The sequence below is a fragment of the Micromonospora sp. NPDC049230 genome (assembly GCF_040647875.1).
Lineage (GTDB): Bacteria > Actinomycetota > Actinomycetes > Mycobacteriales > Micromonosporaceae > Micromonospora.
The window spans coordinates 1-22,228 of the sequence record NZ_JBEZCZ010000024.1 but is presented as its reverse complement, the minus strand read 5'-3'; the positions used below and the strand labels follow the sequence as shown (position 1 = coordinate 22,228).

Below are 22,228 nucleotides of genomic sequence, written 5' to 3'. Positions count from 1 at the left end.
GCGGCGACCGTCACTTTCGGCTGGAGGGTCGGGTGACCGGGCGGGCGGGGCCGAGACCGAGGTGGTCGCGCAGTGTGGTGCCGGTGTACTCGCCGCGGAAGACGCCGCGCTCCTGCAACAGCGGCACGACCTGGTCGACGAACTCGTCGAGGCCGCCGGGGGTCAGGTGCGGCACCAGGATGAACCCGTCGGCGGCGTCCGACTGGACGAAGTGGTTCATCCGCTCGGCGACCTGCCGCGCGGTGCCGACGAACGACTGCCGGCCGGTGACCTCGATGATCAGATCGCGGATGCCGAGCCCCTTCTCCTCGGCCAGTGCCCGCCACCGGCGGGCGGTGTCGACCGGGTCGGCATACATGCCGGCCCGGCCCCGGCTGATCGCGTCGCCGGAGACGTCCGGGTCCTCGGCGGGCAGCGGGCCCTCCGGGTCGTACCCGGACAGGTCCCGGTTCCAGAGTTGTTCCAGCAGCAGGATCGCGGTCTGTGGGCTGACCTGCTGGCGGCGGATGTGGTGCGCGCGTTCCTGCGCCTCGGCGTCGGTGTCGCCGAGCACGAATGTGACACCAGGGATGATCAACAGATCCTCGGGTTGGCGGCCGTAGAAGGCCAGCCGGGACTTCACGTCCCGGTAGAAGTCCTGGCCGTCCTCCAGGGTGCCGTGCCGGGAGAAGATCGCGTCGGCGCTGGACGCGGCGAACTCGCGCCCGTCCGGCGAGTCGCCGGCCTGAAGGATCACCGGGTGCACCTGCGGGCTGCGGGGCACCGTGAAGTGCCCCGCGATGTCGAACTGGTCGCCGTGGTGGGCGAACGCGCCGGGTCCGGCCTCGGTGAGGTACCGGCCGCTGTCGCGGTCGCCCACTATCGCGTCCGCCGGCCACGACTCCCACAACTCCCGCGCGGTACGCACGAACTCGGCGGCCCGGTCGTAGCGCAGCGAGCGGTCCAGGTAGCCGCCCCGGCGGAAGTTCTCCCCGGTGAACGCGTCGGAGGTGGTGACCACGTTCCAGGCCGCCCGCCCGCCGGACAGGTGGTCGAGGCTGGCCAACTGCCGGGCCAACTCGTACGGCTCGCGGAAGGTGACGTTGAGCGTGCCGGCCAGACCCAGGTGCGTGGTGACCGCCGCGAGGGCGGCGAGCACCGTCAACGTGTCCGGGCGGCCGACCACGTCCAGGTCGTGGATGCGGCCCCGCTGCTCGCGCAGGCGCAGCCCCTCGGCCAGGAAGAGGAAGTCGAACTTCCCCCGTTCCGCGGTACGGGCCAGGTGGACGAAGGACGAGAAGTCGATCTGACTGCCGGAGGCCGGGTCGCTCCACACTGTGGTGTTGTTCACGCCGGGAAAGTGCGCGGCCAGGACGATCTGCTTGGGCATGAGGGTCTCCAGTGCTCAGGCGGTCGCCACGGCGGCGTACCGGCTGACCGGTCGGGGCAGGCCGAGCAGGTCGCGCAGCGTCCCGACCGGATAGCCGGCGCGGAACAGGCCCCGTTCCCGCAGCGCGGGCACCACCGCCCGGGTGATCGCGATCAGGTCGTCGGGAAGTACGCCCGGCCGCAGCCGGAAACCGTCCACCCCGGCGCGGTGCCAGGCGGCGACCAGGTCGGCCAACTGTCCCGGGGTGCCGGCGAAGATGGCCGCGTCGGACGTGAACGGGGCACCATGCCACTCGTCCAGACGGGCCCTGCGTTGTCCGGCCGATGTCGACGAGTCGTCGAGCAGGACGACCACGTCGGCGAGGATGCGCAGCGGGGCGCCGGCCCGACCGACGGTCTCCTCGGCCGCCCGCACCTCCGCCACGATGGCGGCGGCGTGCCCGGGATCGGTCGGGGTGACGAAGACGACGTCGGCGTGCCGGGCGGCGAACGCGTACGGCACCGACGAGTGGGCCAGCGCGGCGACGACAGGTTGCCCCTGCGGCGACCGGGGCACGATGGAGGGGCCCTTGACGGAGAACCACCGGCCGGTGAAGTCGATGTAGTGCAGCCGCTCGCGGTCGACGAAGCGGCCGGTCGGCACGTCCCGGATCACGGCGTCGTCCTGCCAGCTGTCCCAGAGCCGGCGGACCACCTCCACCGCGTCGCCGGCCTCGGCGAAGAGGTCGCCGACGAGCCGTACGACCTCCGGCTCGTCGAGCCGCGCCGGGTCCAGCGGCGGGATGTCGCGGCGGCCGAAGTGCCCGGCCTCGGCCCTGCGGGCGGAGACTCGGGGCCGCCAACCGGCCCGCCCGCCGCTGACGTGGTCGAGGGTGGCGATCGCCGTGGAGAGGTGGAACGGCTCGGTGTGGGTGGTGCTGGTGGTGGGGATCAGCCCGATGTGCCGGGTCAGCGGGGCGAGGCGGGCGGCGATCTGCACCGCGTCCAGTCGCCCCCGGACCTGGTCGGTGCGGTCGTCCGGGCCGTCCGGCGCAGACGTCTGGAGGTCCAGGCTGTCCTCGATGGTGAGCAGGTCGAGTGCGCCGCGTTCGGCCTCGCCCGCGAGGGCGTTCCAGTAGCGGGCGGTCAGTGGCGCGGTCGCCTCGGCACCCGAGAGCCGCCAGGCGGCGGGGTGCCAGCCGAGACCGTCGAGCGCCACGGCCAGGTGCAGGCTCTTGTCGGTCATGGGTGTTCCTCCTACGGTCGGCCGGCGGTGACCAGCGTGGGCAGCGCGTCCAGCAGGGACCGGGTGTAGTCGTGTCGGGGGTAGGTGAAGACGTCACCGACCGGCCCCTGCTCGACCACCGCGCCGTCGTGCATGACCAGCACCCGGTCACTGAGGTGGTGCACCACACCCAGGTCGTGGGAGATGAACAGCAGGGCGGTGCCGTCGGTGGCCCGCAGGTCGGCCAGCAGGTCGAGCACCTGGGCCTGCACTGAGACGTCGAGGGCGGAGACCGGCTCGTCGCAGACGAGCAGCGTCGGACGGGGGGCGATCGCGCGGGCGATGGCGACACGCTGCCGTTGGCCGCCGGAGAGCTGCCGGGGGTGCCGGTCGACCAGGTCCGCGCCGAGACCTACCCGCCGCAGCAGGTCGACGACGTGATCGCGCCGATCCGGCCGGCTGACGCCGGGGTCGAGGTTCTCCGCGACGACCCGTCCGACGGTGTAGCGGGGGTCGAAGGAAGTCAGCGGGTCCTGGGAGATCAGTTGCAACCGGCGCCGCAGCGGGCGACGGGCCCGTTCCCGCACGCCGGTCCACGCGGCGCCCTCGAAGGTGACGGCGCCCGCGTCGGCGTTGAGCAGACCGGCGACGAGCCGGGCGACTGTGCTCTTGCCGGAACCGGACTCCCCCACCAGGCCGAGCGTCTCGCCCCGCGCGATGGAGAAGGAGACGTCCCGGACGACTGTGTGCTCGCCGTAGGTCTTGGTCAGCCCGTCCGCGTCGAGCACCGTGTCGTCGGCGCGGACCTCGGGACGGGCGGGCAGGGCCGTCCGTGCGTCCCCGGCCCGCGACACCCCGAGCCGGCGTCCCCGCGACGTCGCCGAGGGCACCGCCGCCAGCAACTGCCGGGTGTACGGATGCGCGGGGGCCCGCAACAGCGTGCCGGTGGGCCCCTGCTCGACGATCCGACCGTCGCGCAGCACCAGGACCCGGTCGGCGATCTGGGCGACGACAGCCAGGTCATGGCTGATCAGCAGCAGACTCACCCCGGTAGCCCGCCGCTCGGCGAGCAGCCGCAGGATCTGCGCCTGCACTGTGACGTCCAGTGCGGTGGTGGGCTCGTCGGCGATGAGCAGGGCTGGTTCCCCGGCGATCGCCGAGGCGATCAGGGCCCGCTGGCGCAGCCCTCCGGAGAGCTGGTGCGGATACTGCCGGGCGCGGCGCTCCGGCTCCGGCAGGTGCACCTCGTCGAGCAGGTGGGCGACCCGACCGGCCCGTTCCCGGCGGCCGACGATGCCGTGGGTGGCGAGCACCTCGCCGATCTCGGCACCCACCGTCCGCAGTGGGTCGAGGGAGACCAGCGCGTCCTGGAGGACCAGCCCGGCGAGCCGGCCACGGACCCGCCGCCAGTCCCGTGGCCGGTGCCCCCGCACGTCCTGGTCGGCCAGTTCGAGCCGAGCGGCGCGGACCCGCGCGCCCGGGCCGGCGAGACCGACCAGGGTACGAGCGGTGACGCTCTTGCCGGAGCCGGACTCCCCGACGACCGCCACGCACTCGCCGCGCTCGACGGTGAAGCTGATCCCCCGCACCGCGGCCACCCGGCCGGTCGGGGTGTCGAAGTCGACGTGCAGGTCCTCGACAGTGACCAGGGGGGCCATCAGCGCCGTCGCCCGTCGAAGCGGGTCTGCCAGTGGCGGCCGACGACGGTCAGCGACACCACTGTGGCGGTGACCGCCAGGCCCGGCAGGATGCTGATCCACCAGGCCACCTGGAGGTAGTTACGTCCCTCGGAGAGCATCGCTCCCCACTCCGGCGACGGTGGTTGCGGGCCCATGCCGAGGAAGCTGAGCCCGGCGGCGGCCAGGACCGCCTCGCCGAGCCCGATCACCGCGAGCACCGGCACCGGGCCGACCACGTTGGGCAGCACGTGCCGCAGCACCAGCCGGGGTCGGGACTGGCCGAAGGTGACGGCCTGTTCGACGTAGCCGCAGCGGCGGACGACAAGCGTCTGACCGCGGACCACCCGGGCGTGGTGCGGCAGTGTGGCAATGCCGATGGCGACGATCAGGCTGACGGTGCCGGGGCCGGCGATGGCGATGAACAGCAGCGCCAGCAGCAGCATCGGAAACGCCGACAGCGCGTCGAGCGTACGGCTGAGCGCCTCGTCGGCGAGCCGGTGCGCGAGGCCGGCGAGCAGGCCGAGCAGCACGCCGCCGGTCACCGCGAGCGCGGTGGCGGCCACCCCGATGGTGAGGGAGTGCCCGGCACCGTGCACCACCCGGGTCCAGACGTCGCGGCCGAGGTGGTCGGTGCCGAGCCAGTGCGCGGCACTCGGCGGGGAGAGCACGGCGAGCGGGTCGGCGGCGAGGGGGTCGGCGGGGGCGAGCACCGCCGGCCCGGCCGCGGCGACCACAAGCAGCAGCAGGTACGCCCCGGCGACGAGCAGGCCGGGTCGCGGCCGGGGTCGTCGGCGTACGGCCGGACGGGCCGGGTCGGTGAGGGTCAGCGCCGCAGCGTCGGTGAGCGGCGGGCCCAGGGTGACGGTCATCGGGTCAGCTCCTTCGCAGACGCGGGTCGACGAGCAGGTAGGCCAGGTCGGCGGCGGTGTTGACCACCACGTAGACGGCGGCCGAGAGGGTGACGACGGCCAGCACCACAGGCATGTCTCCGCTGGTGACCGCGCTGAGGGTGACCTGGCCGAGACCGGGCCGGCCGAAGACCTGTTCGACGATCACGGCGCCGCCGAGCAGGATGCCGAAGAGCCAACCGGCCAGGGTGACCGCGGGCAGGAGAGCGTGCCGCAGCGCGTGGCGCAGCAACACAGTGCGCTCGCGTACGCCCCGGGACCGGGCGGTGAGCACGAAGGGCTCGTCGAGTGCCCTGTCGATCCCGTCGCGGAGCACCTGCGCGAGCACCCCGGCGATGGGCAGCGCGAGGGTGACGGCGGGCAGCACCAGCGCGGTGACCCCCTGGTCGCCGGAGACCGGAAACAGCCCGAACCGGAACGACAGCACACTGAGCAGCACGAGCCCGATCAGGAACGACGGGGTGGAGACCAGGAGCAACTCGGTGCCGGAGCTGACCCGGCGCAGCCAGGGCCGCCGGTCCCCGGCCGTGGCGACCGCGATCAGCAGGGCGAGCAGCACCCCGAGCCCGGCGGCGGCGACCGCGAGGGTGAGGGTGGGGGCGAGTTGGTCACCGATCACCTCGGCGACCGGGCGTTGCAGCAGGTAGGAGCGGCCCAGGTCGCCCTCGCCGAGCCGGCGCAGGTAGTCGGCGTACTGGACGAGGGCCGGTCGGTCCAGACCCCACTCGGCGATGATCTCGGCACGGATCTGCGGGGTGTCCGCACCGTCGCCGACGATGTTGTCCACCGTGTCACCGGGCGCGGCCAGCAGCGCCAGGTAGGCGGCGGTTGCCGCGACCCAGAGGACGATCAGGCCGGCACCGAGCCGGCGGGCCACGGCACGTACGGGTGGGCGGCCCATGTCACTTGCCGATCCACAGGTCGTAGGCGCTCGCGGGAACCCCGGCGGTGGGCTCGAAGCGCACCCCGCCGACGGCGGTGCTGGCGGCGATCTGGTCGGCCGGCGCGTACAGCGGCAGCGCCACGGCCCGCTCGGCGACGACCTCTTGCTGCACGTCGGCGTAGATGCTGGCCCGCTTGGTCGGGTCGGCGGCGGCCTGACCGGCCTCCAGGAGCCTGTCGATGTGCGGGTCGTTGAGCTGGGTGCGGTTGATGCCGCCCTTGGAGTGCAGCAGCAGGTTGAGCGCGGCACCGGCGTCGGTGTCGGCGCGGGAGTTGTCGAAGACCTCGTACTCGTTGCGCTGGAACGCCTCCGTGGCGGTGCCCTGGTCGACGAGCGAGACCTTCAGGTCGATGCCGGCGCTCTGTTTGACGGCGGCCTGCACGGCCTGGGCCAGGACGTCGCGGCGGTCCCGGACGAAGGGTGCGGCCTGCACGAGCCGTACGGTGAGCCGCTTGCCGTCGCGCACCCGGTAGCCGTCGGCGTCCCGGGTGGCCCAGCCGGCCTGGTCCAGCAGGGTGTTCGCCTTGCCCGCGTCGCCACCGTAACCGCCTTCGAGGCGCTTGTCGTAGAGCGGGCTGGACGGGCTGACCACGCTCCAGGCGCGGGTGGCGGTGTCGCGGTAGACCGACGTCAACACGGTGTCGACGTCGACGGCCTCCCGGAACGCCTGCCGGACCCGCAGGTCGTCGAAGGGCGGATGGGAGACGTTGAAGTAGTAGGAGTACGCCGAGCCGGAGTTGAGCTCGCGGCTCAGGCGCAGCGCCTGGTTGCCGGTGACCAGCGGCTGATCGGTCGCGGGCACCCCCTCGATGAGCTGCACCTGGCTCGACGTGAGGGCACCGACCCGCACCGCCGACTCCTTCAGGAACCGGTAGGTGATCCCGTCGAGGTAGGCCGGGCCGGTGTGCGTCGCGGTGGGCGGCGCCCAGTCGTAGTCGGGGTTGCGCCGATAGCGCAGCTCCTGACCGGGGACGTAGCGGTCCAGCACGAACGGCCCGGTGCCGACCACGTCGGTGCCACCGGCCTTGAGGTTCTTCGCCTGCCGCAGCGACGTCGGGGACACCTGCGCGCCCTGCGGGGAGGCGAGGAAGTCGAGGATGAGCACGTCCGGCGCGGTGAGGACGAGTCGTACGGTGCGCGGGTCGACGGTCTCGACGGTCCTGAGGTTGCGCAGTTGGACGGCCGCGACGTTCGGGGCGTACCCGGGTTCGCGGAGTTTGTCGATGTTGGCCTTGACGGCGGCCGAGTCGAAGGGGGTGCCGTCGGTGAAGGTGACCCTGTCGCGCAGCGTCAGGGTGTAGGACAGCCCGTCCGGTGCGACCTGCCAGCCGGTCGCCAGCCACGGCACCAGCTTGCCCTGCCCGTCGTAGGTGAGCAGGGACTCGAAGGTGTTCCAGACCAGCAGGCGGGCCTTGGCCTGGGCGTACTGGTGCGGGTTGAGGGTGATCGGCTCGGTCTCCACGGCCCAGGTGAGGGTGCCGCCGGAGCGGGGCTGGCCGGCCGCCGACGCGGCCGGGGTGGTGCCGGTGGAGCAGCCGGCGACGACGGCCAGCAGTGGGGCGAGCGCGGTGGCGGCCAGGGTACGCAGACGGTACGCGGGCATGCGGGGATCTCCTGTCCAGGCAGGCGGAAGCGGGTGTGCCGACACCCGGCAGCGCCCAGGGGCGCGGGCCGGTGACGGTGTCGGTGCGGTGGCGGCGCGGCGGTGCGCCTCACCTCGGCGGGCCGGTGCGGCGGGCCGGGTTACGGGCGAGGGTGCCGGGTCAGGCCAGACAGGAACTCGACCACACCCGACCGAAGTCGATGTGGCCGCGGATCGTCAACCGCAGCTCGCTGGACATGAGCCGAGTCCACCTTCCGAGCGGTGGTGGTGTCAACGAATCCGACGATCGATGTCGGCTATCGCACGCGCGGACGTCGATCCGTTGACGGATATCCTACTATGGCTATAGGGTTTACAGGATTAGTGCGCGGCCTGACAGCCACCGCTGCGCTCAGTCCAGCTCGAGCAGGATCTTCCCGCTCACCCGGCGCTCCCGCAGCGCGTCGGCCGCCTCCTCGAGACGCTGCCACGAGCCGCGCCAACCGATCGGCGCGCGCAGCGCTCCACGCGCCACCAGGCCCGTGAGCAGACCGAGATCCGACCCCGGGGCGCCACCGACCGTCTCCAGCACCACGTCGACCGGGTCGGTGATCGCGTCGAGACCAACCACGACCTCGTCGGCGCCGAGATCCGCCAGCCCCGCGCCACGAGCCGGCGAGCCGACCACCGCGACCACGTACGCGCCGCCGTGCCGGGCGAGCTGGACGGCCACCCGGCCCACTCCCCCGGACGCGCCAGTGACCAGCACCCGACGGCCGAGAAGCGGCCCCGACGTCCGCAGTGTGCGCAGGGCGGTGAGGCCGACGGTGGGCAGCACGGCCATCTCGGCCAGGTCGACGCCGGCGGGCACCACCGCCACACTGTCCACGTCGAACACCGCGAGGCGGGCCCAGGCGCCCGGCCCGAACGCGACCACCCGGTCACCCTCGCGCAGGCCGGCCCCGTCGACGCCGCCGTCCACCACGTGACCCGCGGCGTCATGCCCGAGCACCGCACCGGCCGGCCAGACGTCGAGATGACGGATCTCGCCGGCGTTGACACCGACGTGTCGCACCTCGACGAGAACCTGCCCCGGGCCTGGAGTGGGATCGGGCAGGTCCGTCACCCGGAACCCCGCACGGGTGTCCGGTGCGGCGACTATCGCTTGCACGGCTTCCTCCTCCGGGTGAATGCGGCGTGCGAGCGCCAGGTCAGGCGGCGGCACGCCGGGCTGCCGCGTTCTGGTCGCCGGCCAGCCCGGCGTAGCGGCCCCGGTGGTACAGCAGGGGCGAGCCGACGTCGGCGTGCCGGAGCACCTCCGGCTCGGCCAGCACGACGGCGTGATCGCCGACGGTCACCCGGTCGACGATCCGGCAGAGCAGCCAGGCCAGGGTGTCGTCCAGGATCGGCACCGCCTCCGGGCCGGTGTGCCAGCGGGTGGGAGCGGCGAACCTGTCGATGCCGCTCGTCGCGAACGTCCGGGCCAGCTCCTGCTGGTGGTGGGAGAGCAGGTGCACCGCCACATGCCGGGCCCGGGCGACCGCTGGCCAGCTCGACGAACCGAGGTTCAGGCAGAACGAGACGATCGGCGGCGCCAGCGACACCGAGGTGAACGAGGTGGCGGTGAAGCCGACCGCCGGCGAGCCGGGAGCGGTGACCACCGTGACGGTGCTGGCCTGGTGGCGCAGCAGCGTCCGCAGCGCGTCGCTGTCGGCGTCGATCGGGGCGTCGCTGGACTGGGGCATGACGAGCCTCCCGAGGGGGTTGGTACGCACGGGGCTACGAACGGTCGGCGGAATCGCCCGCCAGCCGCTCGTACGGGGTCTTCTCGCCGGCCTCGACGGCGACCGGCAGCCGGTTCTCCGGCGGGGGCAGCGGGCAGGTCGCGAAGTCGGTGTACGCGCACGGCAGATTGGTGGCCCGGTTGAAGTCGAGGATCACCCGGCCCTGCTCGTCCGGTGCGCCGACGGCCAGGGACCGGCTGGCCGGATACGTCGTCACGCCGGAGGTGGTGTCGGTGAAGAGCACCGACAGGCTCCCGGGTGCCGTGCCGTTGAAGGCGGTCAGGCGCAGCGGCACCCCGTCGACGGCGAACTCGATCTGACCGGGGGCGTCGTAGACGTGCCGGAGCCCCTCCACCGCCGCGCCGACGGTGGTCGGCCGAGGGCTGTCGAAGGGTACGAAGCGCCCGCTCAGGACCCACCGCCGGTCGGGCGGATAGGTGGGGGTGCCCCGGTAGCCGACGCGCAGCGGGTGGTCCGGGCGCCGGGGACGCAGGATGTCGTGCCCACCCCGGCGGGCCACCTCCAGCACCCCACCGTCGATGCCCGCGATGACGCCGGCACGCTCGGCGATCGGCCCGAACCCGTGCCGACCCTGGGCCTGCCGGCCGTCGATGACGAGCAACTCGCCATCGCCGAGAGCGACCACCGGCCCGTCGTCGCCGGTGTGCCACTCCCCCGGCACGTCGGGGAACCGCCTCGGCGCCGAGGTCAGCCGGTGCAGACCGGTGACGGCGAGGATGCCGTGCGGGTCGTCCCGAACCTCCTCGTGGCGTCGGTGCCACTCCCACCAGGCCACCTCGAAGTCGAGCCGGGGGTCCACGGCTGTCGCCGATGCGGCGTTTGTCATCGCAGCGTCCTCCTCGACGAGATGCGCCGCCGCGGGCGCGGGATGCGGGATGCCGGTCGCGACCGTGCGTCGGCGATGGGAAAAGGGGACCGGCGGAGGCTGGGCAGCCCGTTCAGGCCGCGCTGAGGGCGCCGGGACAGAGCTGCGCGGCGACGCGCATCAGGTCGACGACCCGGCGGGAGGTGAACAACCGAACCGACGGCATGTCCTCGATTTTCCTACCGATGAAGTAGGAATTCAAGCCCCGGATCGAGCGGGGTGCCGTCGCCCATCCTGGCCAGCGTCGACAGTGGACGTCACCGGAGTACGATCCCGCTCGTACTCGGTGGTGATCTCCCGCCGACGACCCCTCGATAGGAGCCTGGCATGGCCGGTCCGGACGCCGAACTCGCCGCGAAGCTTCAGCCGGACGTGCCACACGCGGCCCGGATCTGGAACTACTGGATGGGCGGCAAGGACAACTTCCAGTCCGACCGGGCGGCCGGTGACGCCGTCGCCGAGGTGTACCCGGAGATCGTCCTCATGGCGCAGCAGTCACGCGTGTTCCTGGTGCGAACCGTGCGTCACCTCGCGGCCGAGGCCGGCATCCGGCAGTTCCTGGACATCGGCACCGGCCTGCCCACCATGCAGAACACGCACGCCGTCGCCCAGAAGATCGCGCCCGACTCGCGGATCGTCTACGTGGACAACGACCCGATGGTGCTGGTGCACGCGCGGGCGCTGCTGGCCAGCACGACCTCGGAGGGCGTCACCACCTACGTCCCGGCCGACTACCACGACCCGGAGCAGATCCTCGCCGAGGCGGCGAAGACACTCGACTTCGACAAGCCGATCGCCGTGATGTTCATGGGTGTGCTGGGCTACGAGCCCGACCTAAACGTGGTGCGCTCCATCGTCGGGCGGACGATGGACGCGATGCCGTCCGGCTCGCACCTGGTGCTCTGGGATGGCACCAACACCAGCCCGGCGGTGGTGTCCGGCGCGGAGCGGCTGGCCCAGAGCGGCGGGGTCCCGTACATCCTGCGCAGCCCGGAGGAGCTTGAGAGCTGCTTCGACGGGCTGACGATGGCGCAGCCGGGCCTGGTGCCGATCCCCCTGTGGCGACCGGAGGATCCCGACGCCGTCGGGATCGACGCCTACGGCGCGGTGGCCCGCAAGCCCTGACCGACCGGACGCCGCCCCGCCGCCACGTACGACCGCGACAGCGGGGCGGACGTCACTCACGCGTCACACGTCATCGTCAACCCGTCGGGCACCGCGCTGGCCGACACGACAAGCCCGAACCTCGCCACACCGTCCGGCGCCAGGTTCCCGTTGTACGTGGCGTTGCGGACCGAGATGTCGGCACCGTTCGTCTCGGTCACCCCACCCCAGACCGTCTCGACCCGCTCGTCTCCGGGCCACCGCCAGGAGACGCGCCACCGGTCCACCGGTTGGCTACCGATGTTGCGCACGATGACCGTGACCACGTAACCGCTGCCCCAGTGAGCGTCGATCGTGGCCGTCGCCCGGCACGACGTCGGCGATGCGGTCCGGGTCGACGCGATCACGAACGGGTCCCGCCGGCCCCCGGCGTCGGTGAACCGGTACCAGTACTCGGTGCCGGGCTTCAGCCCGGCGATGGTCACCGAGCCGGTGCGGTCCGGCCCGGAGACGGCCGTCGCCACCGGGGCCTGCCAATGCAGGGCGTCCTCGCGGCTGGTGAAGAGGCTGACGGTCATCGGCGGGTCGTAGCCGCAGGGCGGGCGGAAGAAGATCGAGTACGAGAGGGTCACGCTCGTGGTGGTGACAGCGGTGACGCTGGCGCTGATCGGCAGGGCCGGCGGGCAGGCGATCGTGGGCGTGGCGATCGGGGTGGGCGTGGGTGCCGCAGTGGCCGACGGTGTCGGTGCTGGCGTCGCCTCGGCGACGGCGGTCCCGGCCCAGGCGGCCAGCGCCATTGTCGTGACGGCGAGGAACGTGCGAAGCATCGGTGCCTCCGTGGTCTAGCGGGCACCGAGGACCGAGGTGGTGGTCGGTGCCGCGCTCGGGTGCCCGGTCATCGACGAGGACTGCCCGGCACGGGTGACGTGACCACCGCGTGCGCCCCGTGGACCGGAGAAGGTGTGGTGCGCGCTGGCTCCCGAGCACGACCGACCACAGCATGGCAGTTGACGAACATCGATGCAAGCATCGACCAGCGCGTCGGTCTACGGCATCAGGTGATCGAGTTGTAGACCGGCGCCCAGCCCAGGCGCTGCCCGGTGGAGGAGAACACCTCGATCTTGCGAACCACCGCACCCGGCGTGGTGTCGGGGGCGCTGTTGCCGACTCCGATCCCGCCGACGGCGATGAGTTTGCCGTCGGTACGGATCTGCCCGGCGTCACTTCGTCCCATCGATGTCATGTGATCGCCTCCCGTGGAACGTGCCCAATCACCATCGCCGCGCACCCCGTCCGTCCCGCCTCGGCCATGGGGGCACGCTCTCGCCCCGTCCCGTCGGGACCAGGGCGGGGCGAATCCGTGCTCGGCCGACCGGGCAGTGGCGGCCCACGGGAACACCGAAGCCGTTGGCGACCAGACGCTTCGTACCGTCGGACGGGCTGGTGCGGCGGTGGCCGCGGACGCCGCGGCTCGGTTGCGGGGGCCTGAGCTGCTCAGACTCCGAGTCGGCGGTCCACCCCGGGTGTGCTCGGCGCCCGGACCGCACGGAACGTGGTGTGCCGCCGCAACCGGAAGCCGAGCGACTCGTACAGCCGGATCGCCGTGGTGTTGCTGGCCGCCGCGTGCAGGAAGGGTCGCTCACCCCGAGCGCGGATGCCGGCCGCGACGGCCCGCACCAGTCGGGTTGCCAGGCCCTGACCGCGGACCTCCGGTGCGGTGCACACCGCGCTGATCTCGGTCCAGCCCGGCGGGTGCAGGCGCTCGCCCGCCATCGCCACCAGCGCGCCGCCTCGCCGGATGCCGAGGTAGGTGCCGAGCTCGACGGTCCGGGGCAGGAACGGGCCCGGTTCGGTGCGGGCGATCAGAGCGAACATCTCCGGTAGGTCGGCGGCGGTGAGCCGCACCGCCTCCGAGTCGTCGGCCGCGTCGACCCCGACGTCGACCATCTGCACCCCGGCGATGGTGGCGTCGACCGCCCAGCCGTCGGGCAGGGGTGCGGTGGTCCCGGTCACCGCGACCACCGCGCCCGGCCCGACAAGCGTGGCGAGGTCGGCCCAGACACCGGGATCGTCATCCACACTGACGCAGGTGAACGGCGCGACGTCCGGCTGGTAACGGGCGGCCCGGCCGTGGATCTCGGCGAACCGCCGGTGCGGGCCGGTCAACGCGGCCCACACCGGGTTGTCCAGGGCTTCGTCGGTGTGCGTGTCTGTCACTTGCCCTCGCTCGGCAGGCCCGGCGGGTTGATCTCCGACTTGGTGGTCGTCTCGTCGCCGAGGTTCCACCGGGCCAGGATCCTGCCGTAGTCGCCGGAGCGGATCAGTTCGTCGACCGCGGCGGCGAGCGCGCCGACCAGGCCGCTGCCCTTCTTCGTGGTCAACGCGATCTTCCCTTGCAGCGCGGCGCCGGCACCCGAGTAGGTCCCGATGATCTCGGTCTCACCGGCGACCGCCACGTGATAGGCGACGCTGGGGTTCGGGCCGAGGTACGCGTCGATCTGCCCGGAGGCCAACGCCAGGTGGGTGGCCTGGTTGGTCTGGTAGTACTTGATGTCCACAGGTGCCAGACCCTGCCGCTTCGCCTCGGCGCTCCACTCGACGAGGATCTTCTCCTGGTTGGTGCCGGAGCCCACCGCGATTCGCCTGCCGGCGACGTCCCTGGGCCCGGCCGCCTTCCAACCCGCGCCCTTCTTCGCCTCGAACGCGAGGTTGTCCAACCGGTACGTGGCGAAGTCGTACTTCTGCTTCCGTTCCTCGGTGACCGTGATGTTGGAGGCGCCAACGGCGTACTTGCCGCTGTCCAGACCGACGAAGAGGTTCTCCCAGGAGGTGTTCTCCAGACGCGGTTCCAGGCCGAGGATCCCGGCCACGGCCACCGCGATGTCGGGTTCGTTGCCGATCAGGGTCTTGTTGTCGGTGGCGGTGAAAGCCAACGGTGGCGAGCCGGCACCCGCGGCGCCGACCCCGATGGCGAGCGTGCCGCCGGCGCGGATGTCCGCCGGCAGGAGCGCGGCGACGGCGTCGACCTTCGCGGGGACGATCCGCTTCTGGTCCGGGCTGTCGTTCACGGTGCTGGGGGTGGCGGCCGTCGCCCGGGGAGTCTCTTCCGGAGCGGCGCAGGCGGTGAGGCCCAGGGCGAGCACGACGGCGAGCAGGAGGGGGCGGGCGCGCATGGTGCGTCTCCTCAGATCAGGACCTTGGACAGGAAGGTTCTGGTGCGTTCGTGGGTGGGTTTGTCGAGCACCTGTGCGGGCGGCCCCTGCTCGACGACACGCCCGGCGTCCACGAACACGACAGCGTCGGCGACCTCCCGGGCGAAGCCGATCTCGTGGGTGACGACGATCATCGTGGTGCCGGACCGGGCCAGCGCGCGGAGCACGTCGAGAACCTCACCGACCAACTCGGGGTCGAGCGCGGAGGTGGGCTCGTCGAAGAGGATGAGCTTCGGGTCCAACGCCAGCGCGCGGACGATCGCCACCCGCTGTTGCTGGCCCCCGGAGAGTTGCCGGGGGTAGGCGTCCACCTTGTCGGCCAGCCCGACCCGGTCGAGCAATTCCCGAGCGTGGGTGAAGGCAGCCGCCCGCCGTCGGCGTCGCGTGGCCAGCGGCGCCGCGGCGACGTTGTCGAGGGCGGTCAGGTGCGGAAACAGGTTGAGGTTCTGGAACACGAAACCGATGTCGGCGCGTTGCCGCAGGATCTGACGTTCGCTGAGCTCGTACAGCCGGTCGCCGACCTCGCGGTAGCCGATGAGCTGACCGTCCACCCGGATCGTGCCTCGGTCCACCTTCTCCAGGTGGTTGATCGCCCGCAGGAGAGTGGACTTGCCCGAACCCGACGGCCCGAGGACCACCGTCACGCTGCCGGTCTGCACCGTGAGGTCGATGCCGCGCAACACCTCGTGCGTGCCGAACGTCTTGTGGACGTCACGCACGTCCACCATGACCGTCACCGCGTCACCGTCCGGCGCAGGACGACGCGCAGGCGTTGCAGCGGCGTCGGGGGCAGGGTCCGCAGCGCCCCCCGGGCGAAGTGCCGCTCGACGTAGAACTGGAGGATCGACAGCAGAGCGGTGAGCACTACGTACCAGACGGTGGCCACCATGAGCAGGGGCACCACTCTGCCGTTTCGGCCGTAGACCACCTGGACCTGGTAGAAGATCTCACCGATCGCCAGCACGTAGACCACTGACGTGCTCTTCAGGAGGTTGATCAGTTCGTTGGCGGCGTTGGGCAGGATCGCCCGCATCGCCTGCGGCAGCACGATGCGGCGGAACTGGCGGTGCCGAGGTATGCCCAGCGCGGCGGCGGCCTCCAGTTGCCCCTGGTCGACCGAGAGAATGCCGGCGCGGACGATCTCCGCCGCGTACGCCGACTGGTGCAGGGTGAGGCCGAGCAGCGCGGCACCGAACGGTCCGATCAGGTTCGCCGTCTGCACCTGGTAGAAGCCCGGCCCGAACGGCACACCGAGTTGCAGTGTGTCGTAGAGGTAGCCGAGGTTCGCCCAGAACAGCAGCTGCACGATCAGCGGCACCGAACGGAACACCCAGATGTAGGTCCAGCTGAGCGCCTGGAGGACGGGGCTGCGCGACAGCCGCATGGCGGCCAGCGCGATCCCAGCGAGGAAACCCAGCGCCGCGCCGGCCACCGTGAGTTCGATGGTGGTCAGCAGCGCGCGGAGCACCGACCGTTCGAGGAAGTAGCCGGCGAACGTCGGCCAGTCCCAGCCCGGGTTGGTGACGAGCCCGTGGGTGAACTGCGCCGCGAGCACCAGCGCGACGACGGAGGCGACCCAACGCCAGGGATGGCGGGCCGGCACCACTGTCAAGGTGGGCGGGTCTGTCGTGCTGGGGGCTGCGGCAGGCGCGGACAGGAGACTCACGGGCACCTCCGGGTCACGGTTGCCCATGACCATAGGGACGACCGGTTAACCACTCATCCCTATCTGAAAAATAGGTTATTACGCTGGACCCGACCGGCCGGGCCTGTCGATCGACGATGTGCGACAGCCAAAAACTTTTGTGCACTTCCTACAACTGAGGGACTGTTGGTTCGGTGGTTGCGCCATAGCGCTGGCCGCCGCCAGACGGAAGGGTGATCACTGCTGGGAGCCGTCGTCTCGCGGCACGCAGTTCGAGGTCTAGTTAAGGGGTCAGTCGGGTGTTCAACCGTGTCGCCATCGTCAACCGAGGTGAAGCCGCCATGCGGCTCATCCACGCGGTCCGCGAGCTGGCTGCGGAAACCGGCAGACAGCTCGAAACCGTCGCTCTCTACACCGACGTCGACCGCACCGCCACTTTCGTCCGTGAAGCGGACATCGCCTACGATCTCGGTCCGGCATCCGCTCGCCCGTACCTCAATCTCGCGGTGCTGGAGCGTGCCCTGACCGAGACCGGCGCCGACGCCGCGTGGGTCGGCTGGGGTTTCGTCGCCGAGGATCCGGCGTTCGCCGAGCTGTGCGAGAAGATCGGCGTCACGTTCGTCGGGCCGAGCCCGGACGCCATGCGCCAACTCGGCGACAAGATCGGCTCCAAGCTGATCGCGGAGGAGGTCGGCGTGCCGGTCGCGCCGTGGAGCCGCGGCGCCGTCGAGACCCTGGACGCCGCCCGGGCGGCAGCGGCCGAGATCGGCTACCCGCTGATGTTGAAGGCGACAGCGGGCGGCGGCGGGCGCGGCATCCGGGTGGTCCGGAGCGAGGCCGAGCTGGTCGACGCGTACGAGCGGACCAGCCAGGAGGCGGCGCGGGCGTTCGGCAGCGGCATCGTGTTCCTGGAGCGCCTGGTCACCGGCGCTCGGCACGTCGAGGTCCAGGTGATCGCCGACGGGCAGGGCACGGCGTGGGCGCTCGGCGTGCGCGACTGCTCGGTGCAGCGACGCAACCAGAAGGTCATCGAGGAGTCGGCGTCGCCGGTGCTCGACCCGGCGCAGGCCGCCGAGCTCAAGACGTCGGCCGAGCGACTCGCCATCGCTGTCGGTTACCGGGGTGCGGCGACAGTCGAGTTCCTGTACCACCCCGGCGACCGGCTGTTCGCGTTCCTCGAGGTCAACACCCGCCTCCAGGTCGAGCACCCGATCACCGAGTTGACAACCGGGTTCGACCTGGTCAAGGCGCAGCTGCACGTCGCGTCGGGCGGACGGCTGGAGGGTACGCCGCCGGCCGAGCGCGGGCACGCCATCGAGGCGCGGCTCAACGCCGAGGACCCCGACCGTGACTTCGCGCCGTCGCCGGGGCGGATCGCGCGACTGGACCTGCCCAGTGGCCCCGGCATCCGGGTGGACACCGGCGTCAGCGAGGGCGACACCATCCCGGCCGACTTCGACTCCATGATCGCGAAGATCATCGCTTACGGCCGCGACCGTGACGAGGCGCTCGGCAAGCTGCGTCGGGCGATGGCGAACACCACGGTGATCATCGAGGGTGGCGCGACGAACAAGAGCTTCGTGCTCGACCTGCTCGACCAGCCCGAGGTGATCGACGCCAGCGCGGACACCGGCTGGATCGACCGCGTCCGCGGCGAGGGGCGGCTCGTCACGCACCGCCACTCCGCTGTCGCGCTGGCCGCCGCCGCCATCGAGGCGTACGAGGAGGACGAGCGCATCGAGCGGCAGCGGCTGTTGTCCACGGCGTCCGGTGGGCGCCCGCAGGTACAGCACGCCAGCGGCCGCCCCTTGGATCTGAAGCTGCGCGGCGTCGGCTACCGCACTCGCGTGGCCCGGGTCGGCGCGCACCGGTTCCGCGTCGGCATCGAGGCGGGCCCCGTCGTGCGCACCGCCGACGTCGAGCTGGACCGCTTCGACCGGCACACCGGCCAGATCGTCGTCAACGGCATCCGATACCGCCTGCTCACCGGCACGCACGGGCCGACCCACCTGGTCGAGGTGGACGGCGTCACGCACCGGGTCAGCCGCGACGAGGGCGGCGTCCTGCGCTCCCCGATGCCCGCGCTCGTCGTCGCCACGCCGCTGGAGATCGGCGCCGAGGTCGAGGCGGGCGCACCCGTGCTGGTGCTGGAAGCCATGAAGATGGAGACGGTGCTGCGGGCGCCGTTCAAGGCGCGGCTGAAGGAGTGCGCCGTCTCGGTGGGCAGCCAGGTGGAGGCGGGTGCGCCGTTGCTGCGCCTGGAGCCGCTCGCGGACGAGGCCGGCGAGACCGCGGCCGGCCCGAGCGCCGAGGCCGTCGAACTGGAGCTGCCCACCGCCGCCGAGGAGGTGCCGGCGTACGAGCGCAGCAGGCGCGGTCAGGAAGACCTGCGCGGCCTACTGCTCGGCTTCGACGTCGACCCGCACGACGAACGGCGGGTGCTCGACGACTACCTCACCGCCCGACAGGCCGCCACCGAGGCAGGACCCCGATCCTCGGGCTGGTCGACCAGCCAGCGGCCCCTGGCCGCCGAGCTCGACCTCATCGAGGTGTTCGCCGACCTCGCCGAGCTGAGTCGCAACCGGCCGACCGGCGAGGACGGCGGCGCCGCGCACGTGCACAGCGCCCGCGAGTACTTCCACACCTACCTACAGAGCCTCGACGTCGAGCGGGCCGGGCTGCCGGACGCCTTCCAGGCCAAGCTCGCCAAGGCGCTCGGCCACTACGGTGTCACCGACCTGGAGCGCTCCCCCGCCCTCGAAGCGGCAGTCTTCCGGATCTTCCTCGCCCAGCAACGCGCGTCCGCCGACTCCGCTGTCATCGCGGCGCTGCTGCGCGCCTGGCTGCCGGAAACGCCGCCGAGCGAGGCGCTGCGCGAGCCCGCCGGTCTCGCGCTGGAGCGGCTGATCGCCGCGACGCAGGTCCGCTTCCCCGCGATCGCCGACCTCGCCCGCGGCGTGGTGTTCGCCTGGTTCGCCCAGCCGCTGCTGCGCCGCAACCGCGCCCTCGTCTATGCCGAGGTCCGTAGGCACCTGCGGCACCTGGACGCCCAGCCGGACGCCGCGGACCGCGCCCAGCGCGTCGCCGAGATGGTCCGCAGCACCGAACCGCTGGTCCGGCTGCTCGGCCAGCGGATCGTCCGTGACCACCTGGACAACGCGGTGATGCTGGAGGTGCTGACCCGGCGGTACTACGGCAACAAGGCGCTCACCAGCGTGCGGTCCCACGAGGTCGCGGGCTGCACGTTCGTCGTCGCCGAGCGGGCCGACTCCAGTGTCGTCTCGGCCGCGGTGAGCTTCGAGGCGTTGGGCAGCGCGCTGCGCGGCTTGGCCGAGCTGGCCACCGACGAGGACTCCGTCGACGCCGACATCTATCTCGGCTGGGAAAACCAACCGGAGGACTTCGACGAGATGGCGGCGGCGCTGGCCGAGGTCATCTCCGCGCACCCGCTGCCGCCCCAGGTGCGCCGGGTCACCACCACCGTCGCGGGTCGCGGTGGGGCGGTCATGCACCACCACTTCACCTTCCGCCCGTCGAACGACGCGCTGACCGAGGACCGGCTGATCCGGGGCCTGCACCCCTACATCGCGCAGCGGATGCAGCTGGAGCGGCTGCACAAGTTCGACCTGACCCGGCTGCCGTCGTCGGACGAGGAGGTCTACCTCTTCCAGTGCGTGGCGCGGGACAACCGGGCAGACGAACGCCTCGTCGCGTTCGCGCAGGTGCGTGACCTGACCGAGCTTCGCGAGCAGGACGGCCGCCTCGTGGCACTGCCGACGGCCGAGGACGCCATCGCCACCTGCCTCGACTCGATCCGCCGCGCCCAGTCGCGGCGGCCGTCGAAGACCCGCTTCAACACCAACCGGATCGTCGTCTACGTCTGGCCGCCGAGCGAGCTGACCCGCCAGGAGATGGAGATGATCGCCGGGCGTGTCCGCCCGACGACAGTGGGTGCCGGCCTGGAGGAGATCCTGTTCATCGCGCGGCAGCGCGACCGCCGGACCGGCGAGCTGGCCAAGATCGCCGTACGGATCACGTTCGACGCCGCGGGCGGCGCGGAGTTGGCCGTCGGTGAGCCGCCGGTCGAGCCGATCGAGCCGCTGGACGAGTACCGGCTCAAGGTGCTGCGCGCCAGCAGCCGCAACACCGTGTACCCGTACGAGCTGACCGGCCGGCTCGGCGCCTTCGTCGAGCACGATCTCGACGCCGACCACGCGTTGGTGCCGGTGGACCGGCCGAAGGGGCGCAACAGCGCCGCCATCGTCGCCGGGGTGGTCACCACGCCGACCGAGCGGCACCCACAGGGCGTCACCCGGGTGGTGCTGCTCGGCGACCCGACGAAGTCCCTGGGCGCCCTGTCCGAGCCCGAGTGCCGTCGCGTGATCGCCGCTCTGGATCTCGCGGAGCGGATAAACGTGCCGCTGGAGTGGTGGGCGCTGTCCGCCGGCGCCCGGATCTCCATGACCTCCGGCACGGAGAACATGGACTGGGTGGCCGCGGCGCTCAAGCGGATCGTCGAGTTCACCCAGGCCGGTGGTGAGATCAACATCGTCGTCGCGGGCATCAACGTCGGCGCGCAGCCGTACTGGAACGCCGAGGCCACGATGCTCATGCACACCAAGGGCATCCTGGTGATGACACCCGACTCGGCGATGGTGCTCACCGGCAAACAGTCGCTCGACTTCTCCGGTGGCGTATCCGCCGAGGACAACTTCGGCATCGGCGGCTACGACCGGGTGATGGGGCCGAACGGGCAGGCGCAATACTGGGCGCCGAGCCTGACCGCCGCGCGGGACGTGGTGATGGCGCACTACGACCACACGTACGTCGCGCCCGGCGAGGCCGCGCCCCGGCGGGCGGTCACCACCGACCCCACCGACCGCGACATCTCCGACTTCCCGCACGACGTGGCGGGCAGCGCGTTCCGCACCGTCGGGGAGATCTTCTCCGCCGCGCACAACCCGGACCGCAAGAAGCCGTTCGACATCCGTACGGTGATGCGCGCCCTGGCCGACCAGGACCACCCGGTGCTGGAGCGTTGGGCGGGCATGGCGGACGCGGACACCGCGGTCGTGCAGGACATCCACCTCGGCGGCATCCCGGTCTGCCTGCTCGGCATCGAATCCCGGTCGGTGCCCCGGCACGGCTTCCCGCCCACCGACGGCCCGGACACCTACACGGCGGGCACGTTGTTCCCCCGCTCGTCGAAGAAGGCCGCGCGGGCGATCAACACGGCCAGTGGCAACCGGCCCCTCGTGGTCCTGGCGAACCTGTCCGGCTTCGACGGCTCGCCGGAGTCGATGCGCAAGCTGCAACTGGAGTACGGCGCCGAGATCGGCCGCGCGATCGTCAACTTCCGGGGGCCCATCGTCTTCTGCGTGATCTCGCGCTACCACGGCGGTGCGTTCGTGGTGTTCTCCAAGGCACTGAACCCGAACATGACGGTGCTCGCGCTGGAGGGCTCGTTCGCCTCGGTGCTCGGTGGCGCCCCCGCCGCCGCTGTGGTGTTCTCCGCCGACGTCAACGCCCGCACGGCGGCCGACCCCCGGGTCCGGGACCTGGAGGCCCGGGCCGCGGCCGCCGCCGGCACCGAGCGTGCCGCGCTGACCGCCGAACTCGACGAGCTGCGCTCGTCGGTGCGCGCCGAGAAGGTCGGCGAGGTGGCAACGGAGTTCGACAGGGTGCACAACATCCAACGCGCCGTCGAGGTCGGCTCGGTGGACGCCGTCATCCGCGCCGCCGAGCTGCGTCCGCGCATCATCGAGGCCATCGAGGCCCGCCTGGGGTAACCACCCGGGGGTGGCGTCGACCGGGGGCCCCCCGGGTGAGGGTGGTGGCCCGGCCCCCGGGGGGGAGAGGGGGTGGGGGGGGTGGGCGGGGGGCCCCCCGCCGGGGGGCCCGGGGGGGGGGCGC

General features: G+C 72.1%; 17 protein-coding genes. 2 read left to right on the top strand and 15 right to left on the bottom strand.

Translation table 11 applies throughout. From position 1 onward, the window contains the following. Nucleotides 1-10: 10 nt before the first annotated feature. The 9 genes from AB0A95_RS20270 to AB0A95_RS20230 form a co-directional block, all read right to left on the bottom strand. Nucleotides 11-1,369, bottom strand: a complete 1,359-nt coding sequence (locus AB0A95_RS20270; protein ID WP_357557306.1) for an NtaA/DmoA family FMN-dependent monooxygenase — start codon at nucleotides 1,367-1,369, stop codon at nucleotides 11-13. 15 nt (nucleotides 1,370-1,384) lie between these two features. Beyond that, nucleotides 1,385-2,593 carry an LLM class flavin-dependent oxidoreductase gene (locus AB0A95_RS20265; protein ID WP_357557305.1) on the bottom strand — a complete coding sequence of 403 codons (1,209 nt, stop codon included), beginning with the start codon at nucleotides 2,591-2,593 and terminating at the stop codon, nucleotides 1,385-1,387. An 11-nt stretch (nucleotides 2,594-2,604) separates the two neighbouring features. Next, nucleotides 2,605-4,230, bottom strand: coding sequence for an ABC transporter ATP-binding protein (locus AB0A95_RS20260; protein WP_357557304.1), 1,626 nt, complete (start codon nucleotides 4,228-4,230; stop codon nucleotides 2,605-2,607). Next, a complete protein-coding gene (locus tag AB0A95_RS20255) occupies nucleotides 4,230-5,120 on the bottom strand; it encodes an ABC transporter permease (RefSeq protein WP_357557303.1) in 891 nt (296 codons plus the stop codon). The genes AB0A95_RS20260 and AB0A95_RS20255 overlap by 1 nt, the downstream gene beginning before the upstream one ends. Nucleotides 5,121-5,124: 4 nt before the next feature. After that, nucleotides 5,125-6,060: an ABC transporter permease gene (locus tag AB0A95_RS20250; RefSeq protein WP_357557302.1), complete on the bottom strand. Its 936-nt coding sequence runs from the start codon at nucleotides 6,058-6,060 to the stop codon at nucleotides 5,125-5,127. A gap of 1 nt (nucleotide 6,061) precedes the next feature. Beyond that, nucleotides 6,062-7,705 (bottom strand): ABC transporter substrate-binding protein, encoded by a 1,644-nt coding sequence (locus AB0A95_RS20245; RefSeq protein WP_357557301.1) that lies wholly within the window; start codon nucleotides 7,703-7,705, stop codon nucleotides 6,062-6,064. A 391-nt stretch (nucleotides 7,706-8,096) separates the two neighbouring features. After that, nucleotides 8,097-8,855, bottom strand: coding sequence for a zinc-binding dehydrogenase (locus tag AB0A95_RS20240; protein ID WP_357557300.1), 759 nt, complete (start codon nucleotides 8,853-8,855; stop codon nucleotides 8,097-8,099). Between the two features lie 40 nt (nucleotides 8,856-8,895). After that, the gene (locus AB0A95_RS20235; protein WP_357557299.1) at nucleotides 8,896-9,429 is read right to left on the bottom strand and encodes a flavin reductase family protein; all 534 of its coding nucleotides are present in this window, start codon (nucleotides 9,427-9,429) and stop codon (nucleotides 8,896-8,898) included. A 34-nt stretch (nucleotides 9,430-9,463) separates the two neighbouring features. Then, nucleotides 9,464-10,315 (bottom strand): DUF1684 domain-containing protein, encoded by an 852-nt coding sequence (locus tag AB0A95_RS20230; protein ID WP_357557298.1) that lies wholly within the window; start codon nucleotides 10,313-10,315, stop codon nucleotides 9,464-9,466. 366 nt (nucleotides 10,316-10,681) lie between these two features. Here AB0A95_RS20230 and AB0A95_RS20225 point away from each other — a divergent pair, with 366 nt between their 5' ends. Continuing rightward, nucleotides 10,682-11,479, top strand: coding sequence for an SAM-dependent methyltransferase (locus AB0A95_RS20225; protein ID WP_357557297.1), 798 nt, complete (start codon nucleotides 10,682-10,684; stop codon nucleotides 11,477-11,479). A gap of 56 nt (nucleotides 11,480-11,535) precedes the next feature. Here AB0A95_RS20225 and AB0A95_RS20220 read toward each other — a convergent pair whose 3' ends face one another. From AB0A95_RS20220 to AB0A95_RS20195, 6 genes are all read right to left on the bottom strand, one after another. Further along, nucleotides 11,536-12,285: a cellulose binding domain-containing protein gene (locus AB0A95_RS20220; RefSeq protein ID WP_357557296.1), complete on the bottom strand. Its 750-nt coding sequence runs from the start codon at nucleotides 12,283-12,285 to the stop codon at nucleotides 11,536-11,538. 227 nt (nucleotides 12,286-12,512) lie between these two features. Then, nucleotides 12,513-12,692: a hypothetical protein gene (locus AB0A95_RS20215; protein ID WP_357557295.1), complete on the bottom strand. Its 180-nt coding sequence runs from the start codon at nucleotides 12,690-12,692 to the stop codon at nucleotides 12,513-12,515. Nucleotides 12,693-12,952: 260 nt separating this feature from the next. After that, the gene (locus AB0A95_RS20210) at nucleotides 12,953-13,675 is read right to left on the bottom strand and encodes a GNAT family N-acetyltransferase (RefSeq protein ID WP_357557294.1); all 723 of its coding nucleotides are present in this window, start codon (nucleotides 13,673-13,675) and stop codon (nucleotides 12,953-12,955) included. After that, nucleotides 13,672-14,631 carry an ABC transporter substrate-binding protein gene (locus tag AB0A95_RS20205; protein WP_357557293.1) on the bottom strand — a complete coding sequence of 320 codons (960 nt, stop codon included), beginning with the start codon at nucleotides 14,629-14,631 and terminating at the stop codon, nucleotides 13,672-13,674. The genes AB0A95_RS20210 and AB0A95_RS20205 overlap by 4 nt, the downstream gene beginning before the upstream one ends. An 11-nt stretch (nucleotides 14,632-14,642) precedes the next feature. After that, nucleotides 14,643-15,398 (bottom strand): amino acid ABC transporter ATP-binding protein, encoded by a 756-nt coding sequence (locus tag AB0A95_RS20200; RefSeq protein WP_357557379.1) that lies wholly within the window; start codon nucleotides 15,396-15,398, stop codon nucleotides 14,643-14,645. A gap of 5 nt (nucleotides 15,399-15,403) precedes the next feature. Further along, nucleotides 15,404-16,336 (bottom strand): amino acid ABC transporter permease, encoded by a 933-nt coding sequence (locus AB0A95_RS20195; protein ID WP_357557292.1) that lies wholly within the window; start codon nucleotides 16,334-16,336, stop codon nucleotides 15,404-15,406. A 278-nt stretch (nucleotides 16,337-16,614) separates the two neighbouring features. On the opposite strand from AB0A95_RS20195, the gene AB0A95_RS20190 reads away from it, so the two are divergent. Further along, nucleotides 16,615-22,104, top strand: a complete 5,490-nt coding sequence (locus AB0A95_RS20190) for a carboxyl transferase domain-containing protein (protein WP_357557291.1) — start codon at nucleotides 16,615-16,617, stop codon at nucleotides 22,102-22,104. Nucleotides 22,105-22,228 lie beyond the last annotated feature (124 nt).

Coding starts and splice junctions, on each gene's coding strand:
- AB0A95_RS20250 (WP_357557302.1), bottom strand. CDS start 6,060: ATGGGCCGCCCACCCGTACGTGCCGTGGCCCGCCGGCTCGGTGCCGGC.
- AB0A95_RS20215 (WP_357557295.1), bottom strand. CDS start 12,692: ATGGGACGAAGTGACGCCGGGCAGATCCGTACCGACGGCAAACTCATC.
- AB0A95_RS20225 (WP_357557297.1), top strand. CDS start 10,682: ATGGCCGGTCCGGACGCCGAACTCGCCGCGAAGCTTCAGCCGGACGTG.
- AB0A95_RS20205 (WP_357557293.1), bottom strand. CDS start 14,631: ATGCGCGCCCGCCCCCTCCTGCTCGCCGTCGTGCTCGCCCTGGGCCTC.
- AB0A95_RS20230 (WP_357557298.1), bottom strand. CDS start 10,315: ATGACAAACGCCGCATCGGCGACAGCCGTGGACCCCCGGCTCGACTTC.
- AB0A95_RS20245 (WP_357557301.1), bottom strand. CDS start 7,705: ATGCCCGCGTACCGTCTGCGTACCCTGGCCGCCACCGCGCTCGCCCCA.
- AB0A95_RS20255 (WP_357557303.1), bottom strand. CDS start 5,120: ATGACCGTCACCCTGGGCCCGCCGCTCACCGACGCTGCGGCGCTGACC.
- AB0A95_RS20220 (WP_357557296.1), bottom strand. CDS start 12,285: ATGCTTCGCACGTTCCTCGCCGTCACGACAATGGCGCTGGCCGCCTGG.
- AB0A95_RS20235 (WP_357557299.1), bottom strand. CDS start 9,429: ATGCCCCAGTCCAGCGACGCCCCGATCGACGCCGACAGCGACGCGCTG.
- AB0A95_RS20200 (WP_357557379.1), bottom strand. CDS start 15,398: ATGGTGGACGTGCGTGACGTCCACAAGACGTTCGGCACGCACGAGGTG.
- AB0A95_RS20260 (WP_357557304.1), bottom strand. CDS start 4,230: ATGGCCCCCCTGGTCACTGTCGAGGACCTGCACGTCGACTTCGACACC.
- AB0A95_RS20270 (WP_357557306.1), bottom strand. CDS start 1,369: ATGCCCAAGCAGATCGTCCTGGCCGCGCACTTTCCCGGCGTGAACAAC.
- AB0A95_RS20265 (WP_357557305.1), bottom strand. CDS start 2,593: ATGACCGACAAGAGCCTGCACCTGGCCGTGGCGCTCGACGGTCTCGGC.